Origin of the sequence: Streptococcus infantis (assembly GCF_015546995.1) — a bacterium.
GTDB lineage: Bacteria > Bacillota > Bacilli > Lactobacillales > Streptococcaceae > Streptococcus > Streptococcus infantis_J.
Map to the genome: position 1 here is coordinate 23,424 of NZ_JADMUH010000007.1, position 22,709 is coordinate 46,132.

The following is a 22,709-nucleotide window of genomic DNA, read 5'->3' on the forward strand; positions in this document are numbered from 1 at the left end:
ATTCCTAGAAAAGCAAAATAGAAAGAAGCCTTGGAATATCCTTCCAAAGCCCCTCAGTCCTTCATAAAATTCGGAGATTCACTCGCTCAATGAAATCTTTACTTCTTTTTGCTTTTAGTGCTTTGATTTCGCTCGCGATTTTGTTCGATGCGCCACTCTCGCTCAAAGTAAGACATGGTTTCAAATACTCTCTTTGGTAAGCCAACATCCAGCAAATAGATTGGGATTTTCAAAACGTTCGAATGTTTTGAACTTGTAAATCTACTTCGAAGATGATTCCAGAAAGAGTTGGATTTTAAAAGTTCCTTGTCATAAAACCGAACCTCAATCATATAAAAATCCCTTGCATTTCTACTACCCTTAATTCTCGTGAGAGCAAACTTTTCTACCTGTCCCCAGGAATAAAACTGCCAGTCTTTCTTTGGATATGGTTTATAGGAAAATCCTTGAGCCGTACATTTCAAATACTCTTTATCAGAAAAAAGCCGTCGCAAATGTTGATACAAAATGAAGCCAACGATGATGATTAAGAAACCAATAAAGAGGATTAAGGCCACCAATCCCGCAGGTGCTTCTTCGGGATAGCTCAGCAAAAACGAAAAAATCCAAAGTAGAAGAGCCAATTCTAGTAGGTAAAGAATAAGGCTCAAAATGATTTTCTTACTACTCCATTTAATAATTGTTTCTTCCATTATACTAACTCACTTAAATATTCATAGCGTTCATATTTTTCCAGCAAGTCTTCATTTTTCTCGTCTAACTCTTTTTGAAGGGTAGCTAGTTTCCCAAAGTCAGAACCATTTGCTAGCATTTCTTCCTCTATAGAAGAGATGCGGTTTTCCAAGGCTTCGATGTCACCTTCAATACATGCCCACTCCTGCTTTTCTTGGTAGGTCATCCGTTTCTTTTCTTCACGGACTTTAACGACTTTTTCCTTCTCAACTTTTTGACTTTGCGTTAAGGCTTCTGCTTCAAAGGCCTTTTCATCTAGATAATCTGTATAATGGCCAAAGAAAGGACGAATGGTCCCGTCTTCAAAAGCAAGAATCTTAGTTGCTACCTTATCAAGGAAATAGCGGTCGTGACTAACTGTCAAGACTGGTCCTGCAAAACCTTGTAAGAAATTTTCTAGAACTGTTAAGGTCGCAATGTCTAGGTCATTTGTTGGTTCATCTAAGAGAAGCACATTGGGTTTTTCAAGGAGTAATTTGAGGAGGTAGAGACGCTTCTTCTCTCCACCTGACAGCTTCTCAATCAAGGTACCGTGCGTTGAACGAGGGAAAAGAAATTGTTCTAGTAATTCTGCAATGGATGTCGTAGTACCACCGCTAGTCTTAACCTCTTCTGCCACTTCCTGCAGGTAATTGATAACCCGCTTACTTTCATCTAAACCTTCAATTTGTTGAGAGAAATAAGCGATACGTACCGTTTCACCGATGATAACTTGTCCTTCAGTAGGTTCAAGACTTCCTGCAATAAGATTAAGAAGGGTTGACTTCCCAACACCATTGTCCCCGACGATTCCGATACGGTCTTTGGCTTGTACCAAAAGATTAAAATGTTTCAGAATCGGTTTATCGTCATAGGCAAAGGAAACATCCTTAAACTCGATAACTTTTTTACCGATACGGCTAGTTTCAAAATTCATGCTCAAGTCTGTCTCAAGGCTAGTATCTGAAACTTCCTTTTTCAAGTCATGGAATCGATTGATACGAGCTTGTTGCTTGGTCGCACGAGCTTGAGGTTGCCGTCTCATCCAAGCTAATTCTTGTTTGTAAAGTTGTTCCTTTTTGTGAAGAAGAGCTGCGTCGCGCTCATCCTGTTCAGCCTTGAGACGGACATAATCTTGGTAATTCCCCTGATACTCTGTTAATTCACCTCTATCCAATTCAAAAATTCGCGTAGAAAGAGCATCTAGGAAATAGCGATCGTGGGTGATGAAGAGGACGGTCTTCTTGGAATTCTTCAAGAAAAGTGTTAGCCACTCAATGGTCGCAATATCCAAGTGGTTGGTAGGCTCATCAAGAAGCAAAAGATCATGGTTGCCCAGAAGGACTTGCGCCAACTGAACCCGTCTTCGCAGACCACCTGACAATTCTCCAACAGGAGTAGATAAGTCTTGAATGCCCAGCTTGCTGAGAACGGTCTTGACTTGACTCTCAATTTCCCAAGCTTGAAGGGAATCCATCTCTGCCATAACCCGTTCCAAACGTGCCTGCTTGTCTTCACTGTAGTTGAGCATAAGCAGTTCATACTCCCGAATCAACTGGATTTCTTTGAGGTCACTGGATAAAACAGTATCCAAGACAGTCTTACTATCATCAAAATCCGGATTCTGGGTCAGGTAGCCAATCTTGTAATCATTCTTTGCTGAAAATGGGCTAACATCACCATCAAAACCTGAAACGCCAGAAAGCACATCTAAAAGGGTTGTTTTACCGGTTCCGTTGACACCGATAAGACCAATTCTGTCCAAGTCATGGATGATAAAGGAAATATCCTTAAAGACTGTCTTATCTCCCACGGATTTACTTAGTTTTTCAACGATAAAGTCACTCATTTTCTCTCCCTTAGGTATGCATGAATGGCATCCAAGTTATTTTCCAAATCTCCATCCACAATAGCATACTCAATTTCTTCTAAAACATCTCCTAATTCTGGACCTGGTTGGTAGCCGTATTTTTTGATGAGAATACCACCATTGATTTGCATCTCTTTCTTATCATGAATGGTCAAGCTCTCATAAGTTTCTGTGATTGTTTGTGGATTATAGTCTTTACCTTGAGCTCGACGAAGATTTTCAGCCTGTAGAAGCAAGTCCAAATCAAAGCGGTAACAATCACGCTTGCCGAGTTCCCCTTCTTCTCGAAGAGCCAAAATAGCGAGCAAATCCTGTACCTGTTTGGCAAATTGTCGTGATGTCTTCCAATGTTTTAAAAATTTTTGAGCATCTTCCACTTTTAAAACCCATAAAAGTGCTGCCCAGGCTTGTTCAGAAGATTCAAAAGTGAAATGATCTTCTAAATCAAATAATGACTGGAGTTTATCCTGACTACCAGCCATATCTGGAAGATAATCATAAGCTTGACTCTCAATCATAGATGATAAACCTACTCGCCAATAGGGAGCCAGTAAAAGCTTATCAAACTCGACAAAAGTGCGCTCCACAGAGATTTTATCTAAGAGTGGTGTTAAGGCCATCATCGCTTCAAACGTTTCTTGCTCGAGTTCAAAACCAAGACTAGCCTGAAAACGAAATCCACGCATGATGCGTAGCGCGTCTTCATTGAAACGTTCACTAGCTACACCGACGGCTCGCAGGACTTGATTTTCTAAATCTTTGAGACCATCAAATAAATCGACGATTTCCCCTGTCTCATCCAAGGCAAAGGCATTGACTGTGAAATCTCGGCGTTTGAGATCTTCTTCGAGTGAACGAACAAAAGAAACCGAACTTGGTCTCCGATAGTCTACATAGACATCCTCTGTTCGAAAAGTGGTTACTTCGTACTCTTCATCTCCATCTAAAACCAAAACGGTCCCATGCTCAATGCCGATATCAGCTGTGCGTGGAAAAATCTGCTTGGTCTCTTCAGGATAAGATGAAGTCGCGATATCCACATCATGGATGGGACGATTGAGTAGGGCATCCCTAACAGAGCCACCCACAAAATAAGCTTCAAATCCTGCTTCTTTAATTTTTTCTAATACTGGTAAAGCCTTCTGAAATTCAGAAGGCATTTTTGTTAATTTCATAGTAAGTGTTCTAATCCATAGACAAGCTCATGACGCTTGACAACTTCTTTGATTCCCAAATTCACCCCTGTCATGAAGGAGCTACGATCATAGGAGTCATGACGCAGAGTCAATCCCTCTCCTTGATTGCCAAAAATGACCTCTTGATGAGCTACCAAACCTGGCAAGCGAACTGAATGGATTCGCATACCATCAAAGTTAGCTCCACGTGCTCCCGCAATGAGTTCTTCCTCATCGCTAGCACCTTGTTGAATAGACTCACGAACTTGTGCCATCAACTCAGCTGTTTTGATAGCTGTCCCGCTCGGCGCATCTTTTTTCTTATCATGGTGAAGTTCAATAATCTCCACATTTGGAAAGTATTTAGCTGCCTGTGCTGCAAATTGCATGAGTAAGACAGCACCCAAGGCAAAGTTAGGAGCAATCAAGCCACCCAAGCCTTTGGAACGAGACAATTCCTTTAATTCTTCGATTTCTTGACTGGTGAAACCTGTCGTTCCTACTACTGGAGCAAAGCCATTTTCAAGAGCAAAGCGTGTATTCTCATAGGCGACAGCTGGTGTAGTAAAGTCTACCCAAACATGGGCATCAAAGCCTGCTAAGTCATTTTTATCATTGAATACTGGAATTCCTTGCCATTCAGATGCAGTCTCAAAAGGATCCAAAACAGCTACTAGTTCAAGTTCAGGATCAGACAAAACCATCTGACAAGCAGCTTGTCCCATTCTTCCCTTAAAACCAGCAATAATCACTCGAATACTCATCTTTACTCCTATCTAAGATACAAAGCCTGTAAGAACACAAAGTGAAAATAGGAGTTCTGATCAAGGAGTTTCTTCTCCTTGGAAGAACTATCTTTTTCACATAGGGTTCCAGGCGTGTTCAATTGCTAAGATACAAAGGACGTTAGCTGCCCATGAAAAATAGGGAATGGCGCCGACTTTCCATAAAAGGCAAGACTGGCATCTTTTTTCAAGAGGCAGATAGTCCGTGTTCAATTTTAAGATACAAAGCCTGTAAGAACAATCTAGACAATTGGTGTGTATGCCAAAGCGATGCTTCCTTCTCCCAGGTGGGTTCCAATAACACTACCAAAGGTTGCAATCTCAACATCTGTAGCTACTCCACTATCTAGCAATAGCTGACGTAAATCGGATGCTTTTTGAGAGGCATTCCCATGAATTACCATAATCTGGTAGTTTCCGTTACTTGTCACATCTTTGACAATTTCAACTAGACGTTTTGTTGCTTTCTTCTCTGTACGAACCTTCTCATAAACTTCGATAACACCTTGGTCATTGAAATATAGAATTGGTTTAATGCTAAGAAGATTCCCTAAAATAGCTGCGCCATTTGATAAACGACCACCTTTAACCAGATGATCAAGGTCATCTACCATGATAAAGGCAGAAGTATTTTCAATCTGTTCGGTTAACTTATCTAGTATAGACTGGAAATCATCTCCCTGATCAGACCATTGAAACACACTTTCCACCATAAATCCTAGGGGCGCACTTGTAATGCGAGTATCAGGAAAAGCAATGGTTAGATTTTCGAACTCATCCGTCATATGCTGGATATTCTGGTGAAATCCTGAGATTCCAGAAGAAAGGAAGAGTCCCAAAACATGAGTATAGCCTTTTTCTTTTAATGATGATAAAATTTCATCCAACTTTGCAATACTTGGTTGACTTGTTTTAGGTAGTTCAGATGAACGAGCCATTTTTTCATAAAATTCTTGAGCGGTTAGATTTACACCTTCAACATACTCCTGTCCGTCGATATTCACAGGAATGTCAAGCACAAATAAATCTTCTTTCCGCAAGGTTTCCGCTTGTAGAAAAGCAGATGAGTCTGTTATGACCGCTAATTTCATTTTTTTTAAAACTCCAAATTAATTCCTGGTAAGTCTAGTGCAATTTCCGTTACTTCATAAGTCAAACGGTTTAGCATATCCAAAGAAGGACGAGCAAGCGTCTCAACTTCTTCTTGACTAAAGTCACTTGGTTGATCTACGATACGACCTTCAACGTGGTTCACTTGAGAAATAGTACCACTGATAACAAATTTATCAAAGACAATCATAAAGCTCAAAACAACTACGAGAGAAGTCACCTGATTTTCTTGGTCATGTTGAAGTAGTTGGAAGTTCACATCAACCTTTGTTTCAGGAATTCCGTTCTCATTTTCCCATTCAAAATTACGCGCATCAAAGTGATACTGACTTACAAATTCTTGTTCACGTTTTAAATTCATCATATTCTCCATGGTTACAATTTACTTTGACATTGTAACATATTTTCTTATTTTCTGCTAACTTTCCTAAATTCCGATTTCTGCTTTCACAACTTCAGCAATGGTATCCACATAGTAATCTACTTCTTCAGTTGTTGGTGCTTCAGCCATGACACGCAAGAGTGGCTCAGTTCCACTTGGGCGAACGAGAATACGTCCGTTACCTGCCATCTCTTCTTCCATCTTATCGATAATAGCCTTGATAGCTGGTACTTCCATGGCTTTGTCTTTCATGGTGTTTTCCACACGGATATTAACCAATTTTTGTGGGTAAATTGTTACTTCTGAAGCCAACTGAGATAAGCTCTTACCTGTTTCTTGCATGATCTTAGTCAATTGAACTGCTGACAACTGACCATCACCAGTTGTATTGTAGTCCATCAAGATAACGTGACCTGACTGCTCTCCACCGAGATTGTAGCCTGATTTTCTCATTTCTTCAACTACATAGCGGTCTCCAACAGCAGTGACAGCTTTATTAATGCCTTCACGATCCAAGGCTTTATGGAAACCAAGGTTGGACATAACTGTTGTTACAATTGTATTTTGTGCCAATTGACCTTTTTCAGAAAGGTATTTACCGATGATATACATAATCTTATCACCGTCGACAATCTCACCGTTTTCATCTACTGCAATCAAACGGTCGCTATCACCATCAAAGGCTAAACCAATGGCAGATTGATTTTCTTTGACAAGTTCTTGCAAGGCTTCTGGATGAGTCGAACCAACATTCAAGTTAATGTTCAAACCATCTGGAGTTTCTCCAATGACAGTGATTTGAGCACCCAAATCTGCAAAAATTTGACGAGCACTTGTAGAAGCTGCTCCATTTGCAGTATCCAAGGCTACCTTCATTCCTTCAAGACCTGTTCCAGTTGAAACCAGATAGGCTTCATACTTGCGTAATCCTTCTGGGTAATCAACAACAGTACCTAATCCTTCAGCACTTGGACGTGGGAGAGTATCTTCACTGGCGTCAAGCAAGGCTTCGATTTCTGCTTCTTTTTCATCGTCTAGCTTAAAGCCATCTCCACCAAAGAATTTAATCCCGTTATCAAGGGCTGGGTTGTGGCTAGCTGAAATCATGACACCTGCGCTCGCTCCTTCAGTTTTCACCAAATATGCTACTGCAGGTGTAGCAAGTACACCAAGTTTATAAACGTGAATTCCCACAGAAAGAAGACCAGCAATCAAGGCTGCTTCTAACATTTCCCCTGAAATACGTGTATCGCGTCCAACAAAAACCTTAGGCGCTTCTGTCGCATGTTGACTGAGGACATATCCTCCAAAGCGACCCAATTTAAAGGCCAATTCTGGCGTTAATTCTACGTTTGCTTCTCCACGGACTCCGTCCGTTCCAAAATATTTACCCATTTTATCATTCCTTTTCTAGTATAATGTTTATTTTAAGATTCTGACTTCGTTTCTGCTGCTGTCGTTGAAGAGTTTTCAGTAGATGAAGTATTACTTGTTGTGGTTGTGCTACTTGTTGTTCTTACAGCTTTGGTCGTTACTTTCATAGTAGTTTCAAAAGGTGTAATCACTGTTGGTAAGACAGCCCCATTTTTATCAACAGCTTGCAAAGGAACTGATCCAGAATAGTTCCCTGTAATCTGTTCACTCGTTGGTAAAACTGCAACAATCCGATCAATCTTAGATAGTGTATCCGCATCACTAGTTACTGAAACTTTTTCATCAGAAACAGTCACACGTTCGATTATAATCTTCTCATCAATTTGACTAGAATCAATTTGAGGTACAACAGGTACATTATCTCGAGTAACTTTCTTACCAACCTTGACTGTGATCTTTTGTGGTGTTGCTACAGCTGTCAAACCACTTGGAAGATTTTCAATGGTCAAGGGAACTTCAATCGTTCCTTCTGTAGCCTGGGTCAAATCAGCAGTCACTTTAAATTTACGAGTGCTCTCTTGCATCTCACTAGCCAAGGTGACTCGATTTGAACCCGTTAGAAACACTGTTACTTCTGAGCTGAAACCACTGATAAAATATTGCTCACTATCATATTGAATATCAATCGGTACATTGACTACTGTATTGGTATAGGTTTCAGTTTTAGTTTGTCTTGCGTTGGTATTGTTTTGATAATTGATTGATGTTGCATAGATAAACAGGACACATGCAAAGAGGAGTGAGGAGATGATATAAAGACTATTTCTTTTCATTATTCCAGCCTCCTAATAGACGTTCTTTTAAGCTTAGTTCTTGTTCATCCTTAGGTATCAGAATACGACGTAGTTCTTCCTCGAATTCTTCCAAACTTAGATCATATTTGAAGACACCATTATAGGTGATGGATATCCCCCCAGTTTCTTCTGATACAACAAAAGTAAGGGCATCTGAAACTTCTGATAAACCTATGGCTGCACGGTGACGAGTTCCGAACTCTTTGGAAATACCTGTGTTTTCAGTCAGTGGTAAATAGGCAGAAGTTACTGCAATCCGATCCCCACTGATAATGACTGCACCGTCATGGAGAGGCGTATTAGGGATAAAGATGTTAATTAATAACTCAGCAGAAATTTTAGCATCCAAAGGAATTCCTGTAACGATATACTCTTGCAAGGTTCTCACACGTTGAACAGCTACCAAAGCTCCAATCTTTCGCGGGCTCATATACTCAACAGATTTTACAAAAGCTTGTACCATCTGCTCCTCTGAACTCATAGGAGTATTTGAAAAGAAGTCCGTAGCTCGACCTAATCGTTCCAAACCTGTCCGAATTTCTGGAGAAAAGATAACAACCGCTGCGATAACTCCATAGGTAATCAATTGGTTAATCAACCAGGAAATAGTCGTCAAGCCCAAAAAATTAGCCGCAATCTGAGCTAAGATAAAAACTAAAACGCCTCGAACCAGAATCATAATCTTGGTTCCTGCAATTGATTTTGTAAATTGATATAAGATATAAGCGACGATTAGAATATCAATCACATTTATCGCAATACTCCAAGGACTGGAAAACAAACTAGACCAGTATTGAAGATTAGATAATTGCTGAAAATTCATCCTGTGTCCCCTCTCCAAAAAAGCTTCTCTTCATTATACCATTTTTAATAGAAATTTTCTCCCCCCTACCTCATTTTAAATTGGCAGAAAATATGTTAGAATAAAATGATAAAAATGAAATAAGGAGAAACCATGTCTGAATTATATGATATTAGCATCATAGGGGGTGGCCCAGTTGGTCTTTTCGCAGCCTTTTATGCAAATTTACGTCAAGCTAAAGTACAAATCATTGACTCTCTTCCTCAATTAGGTGGCCAACCTGCCATTCTTTATCCTGAAAAACAAATTCTTGATGTCCCAGGTTTCCCAAATCTCACTGGTGAAGAACTAACTAATCGCCTCTTGGAACAACTAAAAGGTTTTGATACACCAGCACATCTCAATGAAACTGTTCTTGACATTGAAAAAGAGAATGATATTTTTAAGATAACAACTACTAAAGGTATTCATAGTAGTAAAGCTGTCATTATCGCTATGGGTGGTGGTGCCTTTAAACCGCGTCCACTTGAATTGGATGGTGTTGATAGTTATGAAAATATCCATTACCACGTTTCTAACATTCAACAATATGCTGGCAAGAAAGTAACCATCCTGGGTGGAGGAGACTCTGCTGTGGACTGGGCCTTAGCTTTTGAAAAGATTGCTCCAACTACACTTGTTCACCGTCGAGATAACTTCCGTGCGCTTGAACATAGTGTCCAAGCCCTTCAAGAATCATCTGTTAGCATCAAAACACCATTTGTACCAAGTCAACTTCTTGGAGATGGAAAAACTCTTGACAAGCTTGAAATCACAAAAGTCAAATCCGATGAGAGCGAAACCATTGAAGTGGACCACCTCTTTGTCAACTATGGCTTTAAATCTTCTGTCGGTAATCTTAAAAATTGGGGATTAGACCTTAACCGCCACAAGATTATCGTTAACAGCAAGCAAGAATCAAGCCAGTCAGGAATTTACGCAATTGGTGATTGTTGCTACTATGAAGGTAAGATTGATCTAATTGCGACAGGTCTTGGTGAAGCACCAACTGCTGTTAACAATGCCATTAACTACATCGACCCTCAACAAAAAGTACAACCAAAACACTCAACAAGTTTATAAGAAAAAAACCACGAATCCTAGGATTCGTGGTTTTAAAGTTCATCAGCAATTTTATTTATCTTTCTCAGTCGATGATTGACACCACTTTTTGTGAGTGGATTTGTCAAACTGTCAGCCAATTGCTGGATAGAGTAGTCCGGATGTTGGATACGCAAATGTGCTACTTCCTGCAAATCTACTGGTAGGCTATCTAGACCTATGGTATCAATGATTTTACTGATATTGTTGATAGTTTTCATGCTTGCAGAAACCGTACGAGCGATATTAGCTGTCTCTGCATTATTAGCACGATTGAGATCATTCCGAGTTTCTCGGAGAATCTTGACGCCTTCAAAAGTATCTCTCGCTTCCATGGCTCCCACTAAAATCAGAAAATCCATAATATCTTCCGCTCGCTGAAGATAGGTCACCGCGCCTTTTTTTCGTTCGATCACTTTAGCATCTAGCAAGAACTGCTGCAAGAGCGAAGCAATCCCTTGGGCATGGTCTAGATAAACAGAACTTATTTCTAACTGATACTTGCCTGACTCCGGATCCCGAATACTCCCATTTGCTAAAAATGCACCACAAAGATAGGCACGACCTGCTTCTTCATCTCCTAAAATTTCTGGATCAATCCCAGTCTCCAAGCCAAAGAAAGAATCGGCCAAACGCAAATCTGCTAAAAGTTCTTGGACTCGCTCATCCGTAAATACAGTATAGACGCGATTTTTCCGTAAATTACTTCTCTGGTGGTGACGAATCTCAGACTTGATGCCGTAAAAGTGCAAGAAAGATTCATAGAGATGACGAGCCAATTTAGCATTTTCTGTAATGACGGACAAGGTCAAACCAGAGCTCGATAAACCAATACTACCAGACATCTTGATAATAGCTGACAATTCATGACGACTCAGGTGATGCTGACTTAAAATTTCTTCTTTTACTGCTACTGTAAAACTCATTTTCTCACCTGTATGATACGCATGAGCTCATCTACGATTAAATCACCATCGTGAAAGGCTCCCCCATTTTCCAAGCGTAGAAAGTTGGATGAAATGACACGTGGGACTTGCTTACGCAAACCTTCAAAATCATGCTCAACCTGCACCAAATACTCATCAAAACGGTTGGTATCCATATAGTCCCTCGGAACCTTTTCGATATTAACAAGGACAGTATCGATAAATGGACGGCCTAAATGACGATGCAAGACTGCTACGTGATCACTATCTGAGAAATGCTCCGTTTCTCCACGTTGAGTCATAATATTGCAGACATAGGCAATCTCCGCCTTAGTCTCTAGAAGAGCCTGTCCAATTTCTTCAATAACAATGTTTGGTAAGATGGATGTAAAGAGCGATCCCGGTCCCAAAACAATCATATCACTCTCAAGAATGGTATTGACAACACGACGGCTAGCCTGCGGTTTCTCATCATCTAGAGTGTTTGTTACATAGACATGGTCAATCATACCTGAATGATCTGCAATGTGACTTTCCCCAGCAACTTCTGAACCATCTTTAAAGACAGCATGGAGTGTCAAAGGATGGTCACTTGATGGGAAAATCTTCCCTGTAGTATGGAAGAATTTACTCAGCAATTGCATGGCATTATAGGTCGAACCCTGCATTTCAGATAAACCTGCAATGATAATGTTTCCTAGCGGATGACCTGCAAATGAACCAGCATCCTCAGAAAAACGGTATTGAAAGACCTTTTCATAGAATTTTGGCATATCTGACATAGCCACAAGAACATTGCGAAGATCCCCAGGAGGAGTCAACTGTTGAATGTTTTTACGAAGCTCTCCTGAAGAACCTCCATCATCAGCAACGGTTACAATGGCTGCAATTTCGACATCCTTTTCCCGTAAACTCTTTAAAATAACAGGGATCCCGGTTCCACCACCAATCACCGTGATTTTTGGTTTTCTCATGAACGGTTTACCGTTTCCTTTCTTCGGTCTTTATCACGATGGCTTTCGTTTACAGGCCAATGTTTCGCCAAATCATTTGCTAAACGCTTTGCAAAGGCAACGCTTCGGTGCTGCCCACCTGTACAACCCACTGCAATGGTTAAAACAGATTTACCTTCTTTTTTATAGCCAGGAAGAATCGGTTCAATCAGGGCTAGCAAATGACGGTAGAAATCTTCAGATTCCTCATGATTCATAACATAATCATAAACTGCCTGATCCTCACCCGTCTGATTACGGAGTTCAGGTAGATAGTAAGGATTTGGCAAAAAACGAACATCAAATACCAAATCGGCATCAATTGGAATTCCGTATTTAAACCCAAAAGACATAACCTCGATACGGAAAGACTGCGTTTGTTCTTGGTCTGAAAACTGTTCTGCAATGGTCTTTCGAAGTTCACGTGGAGTTAACTCTGTCGTGTCTACCACGTTTTGACTCATATTTTTCAAAGGCGCCAAGAGTTCGCGTTCCAGCTTAATCCCGTCCAAGATACGACCATCTGCTGCTAGTGGGTGACTTCTTCTTGTTTCCTTATAACGTGCCACTAATTCCTTATCAGCCGCATCCAAAAAGAGGATTTTAAAGTCTAAATCATCTTGATTTTCCAACTCATCCAAGACAGCCTGAATCTCTGAAAAGAAAGAACGACTACGCATATCAACCACTAAAGCTAACTTGTGGTCATCATCCTTGGTCTCGACCAACTGCAAAAACTTTGGCAAGAGAGCAGGCGGCATATTATCAATGGTAAAATATCCTAAATCTTCAAAGGACTGAATGGCTACCGTTTTCCCTGCACCACTCATCCCTGTCACAATCACCAGGTGAAGTTGTTTCTTTGTCATCATAGTCTCCTTATATCAAAAGAAGTTTGGAAGAACCAAACTTCTACTAGCTTATCCAATCTCTGCGATGACTTCAATTTCGACTTTTACATCGCGAGGAAGACGAGCTACTTCCACAGCTGAACGAGCTGGAAATTCCTTATTAAAGGCTGTTTGGTAAACCTCATTGAAGGGTACAAAATCGTTCATATCGCTTAAGAAACAGGTTGTTTTCACCACATGGTCAAAATCTGTTCCTGCTTCTGCCAAAATCGCTCCAATGTTTTTCAAGACTTGTTCGGTCTGTTCTTGAATCGTTTCTCCTACGATTTCTCCAGTTTCAGGAGATAGAGGAACTTGACCGCTAGCAAACAAAAAGTTCCCAACGATTTTTCCTTGAACATAAGGTCCGATTGCCTTTGGAGCTTTATCTGTATGAATTGTTTTTGCCATATGTATTCCTCACAGTTTTTCTAAAATAGCATCCCAAGCCTGGTCCATTCCTGCTTTTGTTACGGATGAAAAGAGGATAAAATCATCACTTGGATCAAAGTTTAATTTCTTTTTAATGGCTGATTCGTGCTTGTTCCATTTACCGCGCGGAATCTTGTCTGCCTTGGTCGCCACAATGATGACCGGAATCTCATAATATTTAAGAAATTCGTACATCTGTACATCATCTGCTGACGGATCATGACGAAAGTCAACGAGACTAACCACTGCTCGAAGATTTTCTCGAGTGGTTAAGTACTCCTCAATCATGCGTCCCCATTTTTCGCGTTCCTTTTTGGACACACGGGCATAACCGTAACCAGGCACATCTACAAAACGCATCTTATCATCAATATTAAAGAAATTAAGTAGTTGTGTTTTCCCTGGTTTTCCAGAGGTACGAGCTAGATTCTTACGATTGAGCATGGTATTGATAAAACTTGATTTACCAACATTTGAGCGACCTGCAAGAGCAATTTCAGGAAGTTCATCCTGCGGATAGTGGGACTTGTTGGCAGCACTCAGTAAAATCTCAGCATTGTGTGTATTGATTTCCATAGTCACCTCTAGGCTGTCTCTAGGATTGGCTTAGCTGTTCCATCAACTGCTTCTTTTGTGATACGAACTGTTTTCACATTTTCTTGACTTGGAACTTCAAACATAACATCTAGCATGGTTTCTTCGATAATTGAGCGAAGACCACGCGCACCAGTTTTACGTTCGATGGCTTTGCTCGCAATTTCCTGAAGTGCTTCATCGTCAAATTCAAGCTCAACATCGTCATATGAAAGCAAGGTCTGGTATTGTTTGACCAAGGCATTTCTTGGCTCTTTCAAAATGCGAACCAAATCATCTACTGTCAACTGCTCCAAGGCTGCAAAGACAGGCAAGCGTCCAATCAATTCAGGAATAATACCGAATTTCTGAATATCTTCTGCAATGATTTCTTGCATGTAAGAACTGTTTTCGTCAATAGCCTTGCTATTTTGTCCGAAACCGATAACTTTTTCACCAAGACGCTGTTTGACAATTTCTTCGATTCCATCGAAGGCACCACCCACGATGAAGAGGATATTCTTAGTATCTACTTGAATCATTTCTTGTTGTGGATGTTTGCGTCCACCTTGTGGAGGAACACTTGCTACTGTACCTTCGATAATCTTGAGGAGAGCTTGTTGCACACCTTCACCAGAAACATCACGTGTAATAGAAACATTCTCGCTCTTCTTAGCAATCTTGTCGATTTCGTCCACGTAGATAATGCCACGCTCTGCTCGTTCAATGTTAAAATCAGCTGCCTGCAAGAGTTTGAGGAGGATATTTTCAACGTCCTCACCCACATACCCAGCCTCAGTAAGAGCTGTCGCATCAGCAATAGCAAATGGTACATTCAAACTTCTAGCAAGAGTCTGAGCAAGGAAAGTCTTCCCTGATCCAGTTGGGCCAATCATTAGAATGTTTGACTTTTGCAAATCCACATCTTCACTATCTTCACGAGTGTCATGGAAATTGATGCGTTTGTAGTGGTTATATACAGCCACTGCCAGAGCACGTTTGGCACGATCTTGACCGATCACATAGTGGTTCAAAATGTTTAGGAGTTCGATTGGTTTTGGTACCTCAGACAAGTCCGCCAAAACTTCCTCAGCCAACTCCTCACGAATAATTTCCTGAGCCAACTCCACACATTCATTACAGATAAAGGCATTGTTCCCAGCAATTATTTTTTTAACTTCTTCTTGGCTTTTGCCACAAAATGAGCAATAAACCATCATATCATTTTTCCTATTTGTAGACATGATTCCCTTCCGTTCTAACTATTCATTCTATCTAAAATAAGGTCATATAAAAAGCATGAATGCTATTCACCAAGTTTGTGAAAGCATTTAGCCAAAGCAGAGTAGCAAGTCCAAAGCGCTTTTTACGAAAAGCGTGTGTTCCAGCTACAAGACAGACAGCACACAAAAGAGCTGTAAAAAATCCAAAAATACTACGCTCCATTAGACTTCCTTCCTCTTTCTATATTCGATGGTAAAATCATAGACATTTTTCTCATCTTTGGAATAAGATTTGCTTGCAGCAGTCTCAAAAACAGTCAAGTCAAAATCTTCTGGGAAATAGGTATCCCCTTCAACTTGAGCATGAATTTGTGTCACAATAATCTCATCGAGATAAGGTTCAAAAAGCTGAAAAATCTGCTTGCCACCAATGATATAGAGATTCTTAGCCTGATGATGATACCAGTCTAAAACATCCTCAACATTTTGAAAGACCAGAGCACCATCGATTACTTCTTCAGGATTGCGCGTCAAAATCAAGGTTTCACGTCCTGGAAGCAATCGTCGACCCATCCCATCAAAGGTGACACGACCCATTAAAATGGCATGATTCAAGGTTGTTTCTTTAAAATGTTTTAACTCTGCTGGCAAATGCCAAGGTAAACGATCCTCTTTCCCGATCACACCCTTTTCATCTTGAGCCCAAATGGCTACGATTTTCTTTGTCATGCTTTCATCCTTTTCATTGATAGTTCTATTTTATCAAAAATCTTCAAAAAAGACTGTTTTGGAATGCCCTCCTGAATAGAAAAAATCCGTAGAAAACTTCTACGGATTTTTAGAAAAATGCAGTATCTTACAAACCAGGTGCTTGTCCTAATTCTGCTGCAAGCATCCAAACTGTTTTTTCAAGATCTGCCTTAGCACCAACGAAGATATCATTGGTTACATCATCACCTTCTTCATCAGTTACATCCAAAGCTTTTTGGAAAAGAGTGATAAGGTAACGATAAATTTCAAGGACACGTTCCAAACTTTCTTCTACGTTGCGGAATTCTCCAACACCTTCTTCGATTTCACTGTGTTGAAGGAATTCTGTCAAAGTAGAGTATGGTTTGCCACCAAGTGTAATCAAACGTTCGCTGATTTCATCAAGGTAAGCATCTAGACTATCCATGTATTCATCCATCTTAGGATGCCATACCATGAATCCACGTCCACGCATGTACCAGTGTACTTGATGAAGAGCGATATGTGCTACGTACAAGTCAGCTACGGCTTGATTCAAAACTTCCTTTGTATTTACAAGCGCTTCTGCCGCTGGTTTAGTTAATGTTGCTACATCTTTTACTGCTTCTTTTTTCAATTCTACCATGTTTATTACCTCTTTTCATTTTTTATAGCCACTTTATCAGTGGTTATAGTACAAGTATACTACTCCCAGCATTCGATAGCAAGGAAAGTGTACTATCTTAGAAAAGTCTTAATAGACTGATAATTTAAGAATAGGAAACTGTAATTTTTAGTTCTTTTCTGTGTCTTTACCAGAAAATTGACTTTGATAAAGGTCATAATAGAAACCCTTTGCAGCTAGGAGACTTTCATGATTTCCTTGTTCGATAATCTGCCCATCTTTCAGCACCAAAATTTTGTCAGCTTCCTGAATTGTCGAAAGTCGATGGGCAATGACAAAGCTTGTTCTCCCCTTCATCAAACGTTTCATGGCCTTTTGAATCAAGAGCTCTAGACGAGTATCGACTGATGAGGTCGCTTCGTCCAAAATTAAGATTTTAGGATCCGCCAAGAGAGCACGCGCGATAGTTAACAACTGTTTTTGCCCAAGAGAAATATTACTTGACTCTTGGTTCATTTCCATGTTATAGCCACCAGGAAGGGTGCGGATAAAGTGGTCAACATTGGCCGCCTTAGCAGCTTCAACGATTTCTTCATCTGTTGCATTCAGATTTCCAAAGCGAAGATTTTCCTTGATACTGCCTTCATAGAGCCAGGCATCCTGTAGGACCATCCCAAACTGTCGACGATAGTCCTGACGAGACAAGTCTCGAATATCTTGGCCATCCACTAAAATGGCACCAGCTGTCACATCGTAAAAACGCATGAGAAGGTTAATCAAGGTTGTTTTCCCTGCTCCAGTAGGTCCAACGATAGCTACCATCTCTCCAGGTTCAACATCTAAGTTGAAATTGCGAATCAATGGTTTGTTTTCCACATATTGGAAATCGACATTTTTGAAACTAACTTGACCTGTCAATGGTGCTAGTTCTTTCACTTCAGCAGTTTGGACTTCTTCCTGTTCATCTAGAACTTCGAAGACACGATCAAGCGAAGACTTAGCACTTTGCATTTGCCCTGCTAATTGAGTAATATTTTGGATTGGCTGGCTGACTTGCCACACATACTGAACGAAGGCCTGCATATTACCAATCGTCAAGCGCCCTGCAATAACCTGCAATCCACCTAAGACAGCTACAATTAAGTAAGTTAAATCAGACACGATGTGAAGAGCAGGCATCATCAAACCTGAAATAAAGCTCGCCTTAAATCCGACTTGTTGCAATTCATCCGTAATCTTTTCAAATCTCTCTTGAGAGTTTTCTTCGCGTCCGAAAAGTTTTAAAACATTGAAACCTGTCAAGTTTTCCTGTACAAATCCATTCATACGTCCCAATATAGCTGCCTGCTGTTTAAAGTATGGCTGCGAACGATTTAGAATTGTTTTGGCTCCAAAATAAGTCACTGGAATCGACAAGATAACAATGATAGCCAACTGAAGATTTAGATAGAGGACCATACCCATAACAAAAAGAATGGTAAAGACTGCATTAACAATCTGTAAGAAGGATTGTTGGAGTGCATTAGATACGGTCTCTACATCACTAGTAAAACGTCCCAGCAAATCTCCAAATTGGTGCTTGTCAAAGTAAGACACAGGGATGCGGTTGATTTTTTCGCTCATTTCATTTCGCAAATCCTGTATCATAGACTGGACAGCATTGGTCATGAAATAGTTTGAGTAATAAGAACCCAACTCATAGAAAAGCCCACGCAAGAGATAAATCACTAGAATTACTGCGATATAGCTAGTATTAATACCTGCTCCTGCAACACCATTTGCCATGGCAAGGAGGTTGCTGGTTAACTCAGTGATAGCAAGCCCCAATATGAATGGCTCGATAACACTCATTATGACGCTGACTATTTTTAAGAAGACTGCAAAGAAAACAGAGAAACGGTAGGCTTTTAAATAGCTCCATAGACGAGCTATACTAGATTGTTGTTTCATCCTTTACCTCCTATTCTTCTGTCAGAGACGCATTTTTCAACTGCGACTCAGCAATTTCTCGATAGATGTCATTAGTTTCCATCAATTCTTCATGACGGCCACGACCAACGATTTCGCCCTTATCAAGGACGATAATCTGGTCCGCATCCATAATGGTTCCAACACGTTGCGCGACAATCAATACCGTAGCATCTTGAGTCACTTCCTTGAGACGACGACGCAAGATAGCATCTGTACGGTAGTCCAAGGCTGAGAAGGAGTCATCAAAGATATAGATATCTGGACCCTTGATGACTGCACGGGCAATCGACAAGCGTTGCTTTTGACCACCTGATAGATTGCTTCCCCCTTCAGCCAGATGAGTTGCAAAACCTTCTTCTCGACTTTCGATAAAGTCTTTGGCTTGGGCTACATCAGCTGCTTGGTGCAAGTCCTCATGACTGGCGTCCTCTTTTCCGTAACGGAGATTATCTGCGATAGTCCCTGTAAAGAGCAAGGCTTTTTGTGGAATAAAACCAATTTTCTGGCGGAGTGATTTGAGACGGTAATCCCGGACATCAACACCATCGACCTTAATTTTCCCCAGTGTAACATCATAAAAACGAGGAATTAACTGAACCAGAGTAGACTTACCTGACCCAGTCGAACCGATAAAAGCAATGGTTTCTCCCGGTTTAGCAGTAAAGGAAATATTATGCAAAACAGGGCTTTCCGTCTCACCAGGATAAGCAAAGGTCACATTATCAAATTCTAGATAACCATGTGTTTCTGTTTCTTGAATTCCGTCCTCATTTGGATCAATGGAAATAGGCATATCCATGATTTCCTTCAAACGTTCACTGGATACGGCCGTTCTAGGGTACATGGTAAAAAGGTTTGACAAGAAAAGGAAAGACAAGAGGGCGTGGAAACTATACTCGATGAAGGCTACCAAATCCCCAATCTGCAAACTTCCTTGCTTGAGAGGATCTAGAGCAAACCAAACGATAGCTACAATCATGGCAATAATGATTTGCACAAAAAGCGGCTCTGTCAAACCAGTCAATTTGAACAAACGATTTGAATTATCTGCATAGATTACATTTTTCTCTTCGAAACGGTTTTCTTGGAAGTCTTCACGAGCAAAGGCACGAATCACTCGCAAGCCCATCAAATTTTCACGGACATATTGGTTTATCTTGTCCAGTGTTTTCTGTTGTTTTTCAGATAAGGGGCGCGTTTTCACTGCCACATAAAGGACTACTACAGCTAGAAAAGGAACGGAAAAAGCGACAATCCAAGCTAGTGATGGACTAGTTAAGAAAATCATGAGAATACTAGACAGCATCATCATGGGTGTGATAACACCCAACTTAAGCGTTTGTTCTGCAAACTGCATAAGGACAAAGGCATCACTGGTAATACGAGTCACCAATGAAGAAACACCAATTTGTTCATATTCGTGATGAGAATACTCTTGTAATTTAGCATAGACATCATTCCGCATGTCCTTAACCATATTGGTGGTCAGTTTACTAGCAGCATAGGATAGAACAACCCGCCCAAATGTCCCCAAGACGATAATAACCAACATGACGATAGCCCAAAAATAGAGCTTTTCTTCATTACCTTGATTAATCCCCTGGTCAATCATGCGAGCAAGAACAGTCGGTAGCCCAAGATTGACAATCACAAAGAAAATAGCTCCGAAGAAGTCTAACACTAGCCACTTGGGATAACGTTTGAGATGAGACCAAATATAAAGCATAAATCTCCTTTCCTTTTCATTCAAAATGCAGAAAAGAGCGTGCTTTCGCACGCCTTTTTACTAAAAAGAAGACAGGCAGTCTTAACCTCGAGGGAGGGAACTGTCTGTCTCAGATATTTGAAGCTTATTTTACAAAATCAAGCAATGCCAAGAAGCTTTCTGGATCAAGTGATGCACCACCAACAAGAGCTCCGTCAACGTCTGGACAAGCCATGTATTCTGCAACGTTTTCAGGTTTAACTGAACCACCGTATTGAACACGTACTTTATCAGCTACTTCTTGACCAAAGTCAGCTGCTACAACGTCACGAACAACTTTACACATTTTTTGTGCATCGTCTTGTGAAGCTGATTTACCAGTACCGATAGCCCAGATTGGCTCATATGCGATAACTGATGAAGCTACTTGTTCTGCAGTCAATCCTGCAAGAGCAGCTGAAACTTGAGCACCTACGAATTCAGCAGCTTTTCCTGCTTCGTAAGTTTCAAGAGACTCACCACAACAGATGATTGGAAGCATACCGTTAGCAAAGATTGCTTTTGCTTTTTTGTTGATGTCTTCATCTGTTTCGTGGAAGTAGTCACGGCGTTCTGAGTGACCGATCACAACATAGTCAGTACCGATTTCTTTCAAAACTTGTGGGCTAGTTTCACCTGTGAAAGCACCTGCATTTTCAAAGTAGCAGTTTTGAGCAGCAACTTTAAGGTTAGTTCCTTTAGCAGCAGCAAGAACAGTTGTCAAGTCAAGAGTAGGTACAGCAATCCCAGCTTCAACAAGGTCTGATGAAGGAAGTTTTGATGCTACAGCTTCAACGAATGCTTTTGCTTCTTCTGGGTTTTTGTTCATTTTCCAGTTACCAGCGATAAATGGTTTACGTGACATTTCACATACCTCTTTTTTCATTTTATTTTCTACTTATTTTATCATAAATAGAGGGAGCTTGCAAATTTTACTCTGTAACTAGAAGTCTTCTTTTCAAATACTTTCCAGTCGTCAATTCTATTTAGAGTCTGGCTTTCTCCTAGTTAATTTAACCACTGCTTCTGTCCTAGCCGTGTGCGGAAACATATCAACCGACTGGATATAATGCAGGTCATAGACCTCCATCAATCTGACTAAATCACGCGCCAGGGTAGATACATTGCAGGAAATGTAGACCATCTTTTTAGGAGCGTATTTGACGATGGTATCCAAGAGTTTGTCATCTAAACCTGTACGAGGCGGGTCCACAATCAAGGCATCGGCACGATAGCCTTCCTTGTACCAACGAGGGATGATTTCTTCTGCAGTTCCAGCCTCATAGTGAGTATTGGTATAACCCATACGCTTGGCATTTTCTTTGGCATCCTCAATAGCTTCTGGAATAATATCCATCCCTCTCAGACTTTTAACTTTTTTGGCAAAGGCAAAACCAATGGTTCCAACACCACAGTAGGCATCAATCAGATGGTCATTCTCATTTACGTCCAAGGCTTTAACGGCTTCACTATAGAGGATTTCAGTCTGTTCAGGATTGAGTTGGTAAAAAGCTCGTGGTGAGAGAGAAAACTCATAGTCTAATACACCCTCACGAATACTATCCTGTCCCCAAATAATCTCAGTCTTGTCCCCATAAATCTCACTAGTTTTAGCAGTATTGGTATTGACTGCGACAGTCACTACTTCAGGATAATCCTTGACTAGGTCTTTCACAAATTGAGTCAGATTTAATTGACGATTGGTCACAATGATAATCTGAACTTGCCCAGTTTTCCGTGCTCGACGAACCATGATGGTTCGAACCCCAAGGATTTTCCGTTCATCTGTAATTGGAATTTGATGATAGGTCAAGAGTTCAGCAATGCGATTGGCAATCGCTTGCGTTTCCTTGTCTTGAACCAGACAGTCTTTTAATTCAACCAGATAATGCGAATTCTGAGCATACAAACCTGCCTTGACTTGGCTTTTAAACTTTCGTGTCTGAAATTGTAGTTTAGCCCGATAATACTTTGGTTTCTGCATGCCAATGGTTGGTCTGATTTCAAAGTTTTCATAGCCAGCAGGGGCAAATTTCTTCAGTGCTTGATGGAGAAGATCTGTCTTGAACTCTAGCTGCTTGTCATAATGTAGGTGCATGATCTGACAGCCACCACACTCATTATAAATAGTACAGTCTGGAACCACTCGAAACTTAGATTTTTTATTGACCTCAAGGAGTTTAGCCTCAACGTAGTTACGCTTAACGGAAGTCACCTGACAATAGATATCTTCACCCTTGAGGGCGCCTGGAACAAAAACAAGGGTTTTCTGGAAAAATCCGATACCTTCCCCGTTAATCCCCATACGCTTAATTTTTAATGGAATTTTTTGTTTGACTTTAAGACTCATAAGTCTATTATACCACGTAGTTTCTCAATGGTTAAGAATATGTTACAATAA

The 22,709-nt window shown here is 40.6% G+C and carries 23 protein-coding genes; 1 reads left to right on the forward strand and 22 read right to left on the reverse strand.

The window, feature by feature from the left end:
- Positions 1 to 98 precede the first annotated feature (98 nt).
- The 9 genes from I1J71_RS03750 to cdaA form a co-directional block, all read right to left on the reverse strand.
- Positions 99 to 692, reverse strand: coding sequence for a hypothetical protein (locus I1J71_RS03750; protein ID WP_195183764.1), 594 nt, complete (start codon positions 690 to 692; stop codon positions 99 to 101).
- Complete coding sequence (locus I1J71_RS03755) at positions 692 to 2,560, reverse strand: ABC-F family ATP-binding cassette domain-containing protein (RefSeq protein ID WP_195183765.1); 1,869 nt, start codon at positions 2,558 to 2,560, stop codon at positions 692 to 694. Before I1J71_RS03755 ends, I1J71_RS03750 begins: the two co-directional genes overlap by 1 nt.
- Entirely contained in the window at positions 2,557 to 3,756 is a 1,200-nt protein-coding gene (locus I1J71_RS03760; RefSeq protein ID WP_033685985.1) for a CCA tRNA nucleotidyltransferase, read from the reverse strand. Before I1J71_RS03760 ends, I1J71_RS03755 begins: the two co-directional genes overlap by 4 nt.
- Positions 3,753 to 4,520, reverse strand: coding sequence for a 4-hydroxy-tetrahydrodipicolinate reductase (gene dapB, locus I1J71_RS03765; protein ID WP_036757150.1), 768 nt, complete (start codon positions 4,518 to 4,520; stop codon positions 3,753 to 3,755). Before dapB ends, I1J71_RS03760 begins: the two co-directional genes overlap by 4 nt.
- Before the next feature lie 263 nt (positions 4,521 to 4,783).
- Positions 4,784 to 5,632: a DegV family protein gene (locus tag I1J71_RS03770; RefSeq protein ID WP_195183766.1), complete on the reverse strand. Its 849-nt coding sequence runs from the start codon at positions 5,630 to 5,632 to the stop codon at positions 4,784 to 4,786.
- A 5-nt stretch (positions 5,633 to 5,637) separates the two neighbouring features.
- Positions 5,638 to 6,012, reverse strand: a complete 375-nt coding sequence (locus tag I1J71_RS03775; protein WP_004252208.1) for a DUF1149 family protein — start codon at positions 6,010 to 6,012, stop codon at positions 5,638 to 5,640.
- Positions 6,013 to 6,078: 66 nt separating this feature from the next.
- Entirely contained in the window at positions 6,079 to 7,428 is a 1,350-nt protein-coding gene (gene glmM / locus I1J71_RS03780) for a phosphoglucosamine mutase (protein ID WP_195183767.1), read from the reverse strand.
- A 32-nt stretch (positions 7,429 to 7,460) separates the two neighbouring features.
- Positions 7,461 to 8,240 carry a YbbR-like domain-containing protein gene (locus I1J71_RS03785; RefSeq protein ID WP_006151670.1) on the reverse strand — a complete coding sequence of 260 codons (780 nt, stop codon included), beginning with the start codon at positions 8,238 to 8,240 and terminating at the stop codon, positions 7,461 to 7,463.
- Entirely contained in the window at positions 8,227 to 9,084 is an 858-nt protein-coding gene (gene cdaA, locus I1J71_RS03790) for a diadenylate cyclase CdaA (RefSeq protein WP_195183768.1), read from the reverse strand. Before cdaA ends, I1J71_RS03785 begins: the two co-directional genes overlap by 14 nt.
- A gap of 132 nt (positions 9,085 to 9,216) precedes the next feature.
- Between cdaA and I1J71_RS03795 the strand changes: the two genes are divergently transcribed.
- Positions 9,217 to 10,185 (forward strand): NAD(P)/FAD-dependent oxidoreductase, encoded by a 969-nt coding sequence (locus I1J71_RS03795; RefSeq protein ID WP_195183769.1) that lies wholly within the window; start codon positions 9,217 to 9,219, stop codon positions 10,183 to 10,185.
- A gap of 32 nt (positions 10,186 to 10,217) precedes the next feature.
- Here I1J71_RS03795 and whiA read toward each other — a convergent pair whose 3' ends face one another.
- The 13 genes from whiA to rlmD form a co-directional block, all read right to left on the reverse strand.
- The gene (whiA, locus tag I1J71_RS03800) at positions 10,218 to 11,129 is read right to left on the reverse strand and encodes a DNA-binding protein WhiA (protein WP_195183770.1); all 912 of its coding nucleotides are present in this window, start codon (positions 11,127 to 11,129) and stop codon (positions 10,218 to 10,220) included.
- On the reverse strand, positions 11,126 to 12,103 hold the full coding sequence (locus I1J71_RS03805; RefSeq protein ID WP_195183771.1) for a YvcK family protein: 978 nt from the start codon (positions 12,101 to 12,103) through the stop codon (positions 11,126 to 11,128). Before I1J71_RS03805 ends, whiA begins: the two co-directional genes overlap by 4 nt.
- Positions 12,100 to 12,990 carry an RNase adapter RapZ gene (gene rapZ, locus I1J71_RS03810; protein WP_006150216.1) on the reverse strand — a complete coding sequence of 297 codons (891 nt, stop codon included), beginning with the start codon at positions 12,988 to 12,990 and terminating at the stop codon, positions 12,100 to 12,102. The genes I1J71_RS03805 and rapZ overlap by 4 nt, the downstream gene beginning before the upstream one ends.
- Before the next feature lie 51 nt (positions 12,991 to 13,041).
- Positions 13,042 to 13,422: a RidA family protein gene (locus tag I1J71_RS03815; protein WP_195183772.1), complete on the reverse strand. Its 381-nt coding sequence runs from the start codon at positions 13,420 to 13,422 to the stop codon at positions 13,042 to 13,044.
- A gap of 9 nt (positions 13,423 to 13,431) precedes the next feature.
- Positions 13,432 to 14,019 carry a ribosome biogenesis GTP-binding protein YihA/YsxC gene (gene yihA / locus I1J71_RS03820; protein ID WP_195183773.1) on the reverse strand — a complete coding sequence of 196 codons (588 nt, stop codon included), beginning with the start codon at positions 14,017 to 14,019 and terminating at the stop codon, positions 13,432 to 13,434.
- An 8-nt stretch (positions 14,020 to 14,027) separates the two neighbouring features.
- Complete coding sequence (gene clpX / locus I1J71_RS03825) at positions 14,028 to 15,260, reverse strand: ATP-dependent Clp protease ATP-binding subunit ClpX (protein WP_195183774.1); 1,233 nt, start codon at positions 15,258 to 15,260, stop codon at positions 14,028 to 14,030.
- Between the two features lie 31 nt (positions 15,261 to 15,291).
- Positions 15,292 to 15,462: a hypothetical protein gene (locus I1J71_RS03830; protein ID WP_000442255.1), complete on the reverse strand. Its 171-nt coding sequence runs from the start codon at positions 15,460 to 15,462 to the stop codon at positions 15,292 to 15,294.
- Complete coding sequence (locus I1J71_RS03835; RefSeq protein ID WP_195183775.1) at positions 15,462 to 15,968, reverse strand: dihydrofolate reductase; 507 nt, start codon at positions 15,966 to 15,968, stop codon at positions 15,462 to 15,464. The genes I1J71_RS03830 and I1J71_RS03835 overlap by 1 nt, the downstream gene beginning before the upstream one ends.
- 127 nt (positions 15,969 to 16,095) lie before the next feature.
- Positions 16,096 to 16,614: a Dps family protein gene (locus I1J71_RS03840; RefSeq protein ID WP_016466667.1), complete on the reverse strand. Its 519-nt coding sequence runs from the start codon at positions 16,612 to 16,614 to the stop codon at positions 16,096 to 16,098.
- A gap of 147 nt (positions 16,615 to 16,761) precedes the next feature.
- Positions 16,762 to 18,543, reverse strand: coding sequence for an ABC transporter ATP-binding protein (locus I1J71_RS03845; RefSeq protein WP_195183776.1), 1,782 nt, complete (start codon positions 18,541 to 18,543; stop codon positions 16,762 to 16,764).
- A gap of 10 nt (positions 18,544 to 18,553) precedes the next feature.
- On the reverse strand, positions 18,554 to 20,290 hold the full coding sequence (locus I1J71_RS03850) for an ABC transporter ATP-binding protein (RefSeq protein WP_195183777.1): 1,737 nt from the start codon (positions 20,288 to 20,290) through the stop codon (positions 18,554 to 18,556).
- A gap of 124 nt (positions 20,291 to 20,414) precedes the next feature.
- The gene (gene tpiA, locus I1J71_RS03855) at positions 20,415 to 21,173 is read right to left on the reverse strand and encodes a triose-phosphate isomerase (RefSeq protein ID WP_195183778.1); all 759 of its coding nucleotides are present in this window, start codon (positions 21,171 to 21,173) and stop codon (positions 20,415 to 20,417) included.
- A gap of 117 nt (positions 21,174 to 21,290) precedes the next feature.
- Positions 21,291 to 22,658, reverse strand: a complete 1,368-nt coding sequence (rlmD, locus tag I1J71_RS03860) for a 23S rRNA (uracil(1939)-C(5))-methyltransferase RlmD (RefSeq protein ID WP_195183779.1) — start codon at positions 22,656 to 22,658, stop codon at positions 21,291 to 21,293.
- Positions 22,659 to 22,709 lie beyond the last annotated feature (51 nt).

Excerpts from the sequence above, each read along its gene's own strand:
- I1J71_RS03750 (WP_195183764.1), bottom strand. The coding sequence starts at position 692 with ATGGAAGAAACAATTATTAAATGGAGTAGTAAGAAAATCATTTTGAGC.
- I1J71_RS03755 (WP_195183765.1), bottom strand. The coding sequence starts at position 2,560 with ATGAGTGACTTTATCGTTGAAAAACTAAGTAAATCCGTGGGAGATAAG.
- I1J71_RS03760 (WP_033685985.1), bottom strand. The coding sequence starts at position 3,756 with ATGAAATTAACAAAAATGCCTTCTGAATTTCAGAAGGCTTTACCAGTA.
- dapB (WP_036757150.1), bottom strand. The coding sequence starts at position 4,520 with ATGAGTATTCGAGTGATTATTGCTGGTTTTAAGGGAAGAATGGGACAA.
- I1J71_RS03770 (WP_195183766.1), bottom strand. The coding sequence starts at position 5,632 with ATGAAATTAGCGGTCATAACAGACTCATCTGCTTTTCTACAAGCGGAA.
- I1J71_RS03775 (WP_004252208.1), bottom strand. The coding sequence starts at position 6,012 with ATGAATTTAAAACGTGAACAAGAATTTGTAAGTCAGTATCACTTTGAT.
- glmM (WP_195183767.1), bottom strand. The coding sequence starts at position 7,428 with ATGGGTAAATATTTTGGAACGGACGGAGTCCGTGGAGAAGCAAACGTA.
- I1J71_RS03785 (WP_006151670.1), bottom strand. The coding sequence starts at position 8,240 with ATGAAAAGAAATAGTCTTTATATCATCTCCTCACTCCTCTTTGCATGT.
- cdaA (WP_195183768.1), bottom strand. The coding sequence starts at position 9,084 with ATGAATTTTCAGCAATTATCTAATCTTCAATACTGGTCTAGTTTGTTT.
- I1J71_RS03795 (WP_195183769.1), top strand. The coding sequence starts at position 9,217 with ATGTCTGAATTATATGATATTAGCATCATAGGGGGTGGCCCAGTTGGT.
- whiA (WP_195183770.1), bottom strand. The coding sequence starts at position 11,129 with ATGAGTTTTACAGTAGCAGTAAAAGAAGAAATTTTAAGTCAGCATCAC.
- I1J71_RS03805 (WP_195183771.1), bottom strand. The coding sequence starts at position 12,103 with ATGAGAAAACCAAAAATCACGGTGATTGGTGGTGGAACCGGGATCCCT.
- rapZ (WP_006150216.1), bottom strand. The coding sequence starts at position 12,990 with ATGACAAAGAAACAACTTCACCTGGTGATTGTGACAGGGATGAGTGGT.
- I1J71_RS03815 (WP_195183772.1), bottom strand. The coding sequence starts at position 13,422 with ATGGCAAAAACAATTCATACAGATAAAGCTCCAAAGGCAATCGGACCT.
- yihA (WP_195183773.1), bottom strand. The coding sequence starts at position 14,019 with ATGGAAATCAATACACACAATGCTGAGATTTTACTGAGTGCTGCCAAC.
- clpX (WP_195183774.1), bottom strand. The coding sequence starts at position 15,260 with ATGTCTACAAATAGGAAAAATGATATGATGGTTTATTGCTCATTTTGT.
- I1J71_RS03830 (WP_000442255.1), bottom strand. The coding sequence starts at position 15,462 with ATGGAGCGTAGTATTTTTGGATTTTTTACAGCTCTTTTGTGTGCTGTC.
- I1J71_RS03835 (WP_195183775.1), bottom strand. The coding sequence starts at position 15,968 with ATGACAAAGAAAATCGTAGCCATTTGGGCTCAAGATGAAAAGGGTGTG.
- I1J71_RS03840 (WP_016466667.1), bottom strand. The coding sequence starts at position 16,614 with ATGGTAGAATTGAAAAAAGAAGCAGTAAAAGATGTAGCAACATTAACT.
- I1J71_RS03845 (WP_195183776.1), bottom strand. The coding sequence starts at position 18,543 with ATGAAACAACAATCTAGTATAGCTCGTCTATGGAGCTATTTAAAAGCC.
- I1J71_RS03850 (WP_195183777.1), bottom strand. The coding sequence starts at position 20,290 with ATGCTTTATATTTGGTCTCATCTCAAACGTTATCCCAAGTGGCTAGTG.
- tpiA (WP_195183778.1), bottom strand. The coding sequence starts at position 21,173 with ATGTCACGTAAACCATTTATCGCTGGTAACTGGAAAATGAACAAAAAC.
- rlmD (WP_195183779.1), bottom strand. The coding sequence starts at position 22,658 with ATGAGTCTTAAAGTCAAACAAAAAATTCCATTAAAAATTAAGCGTATG.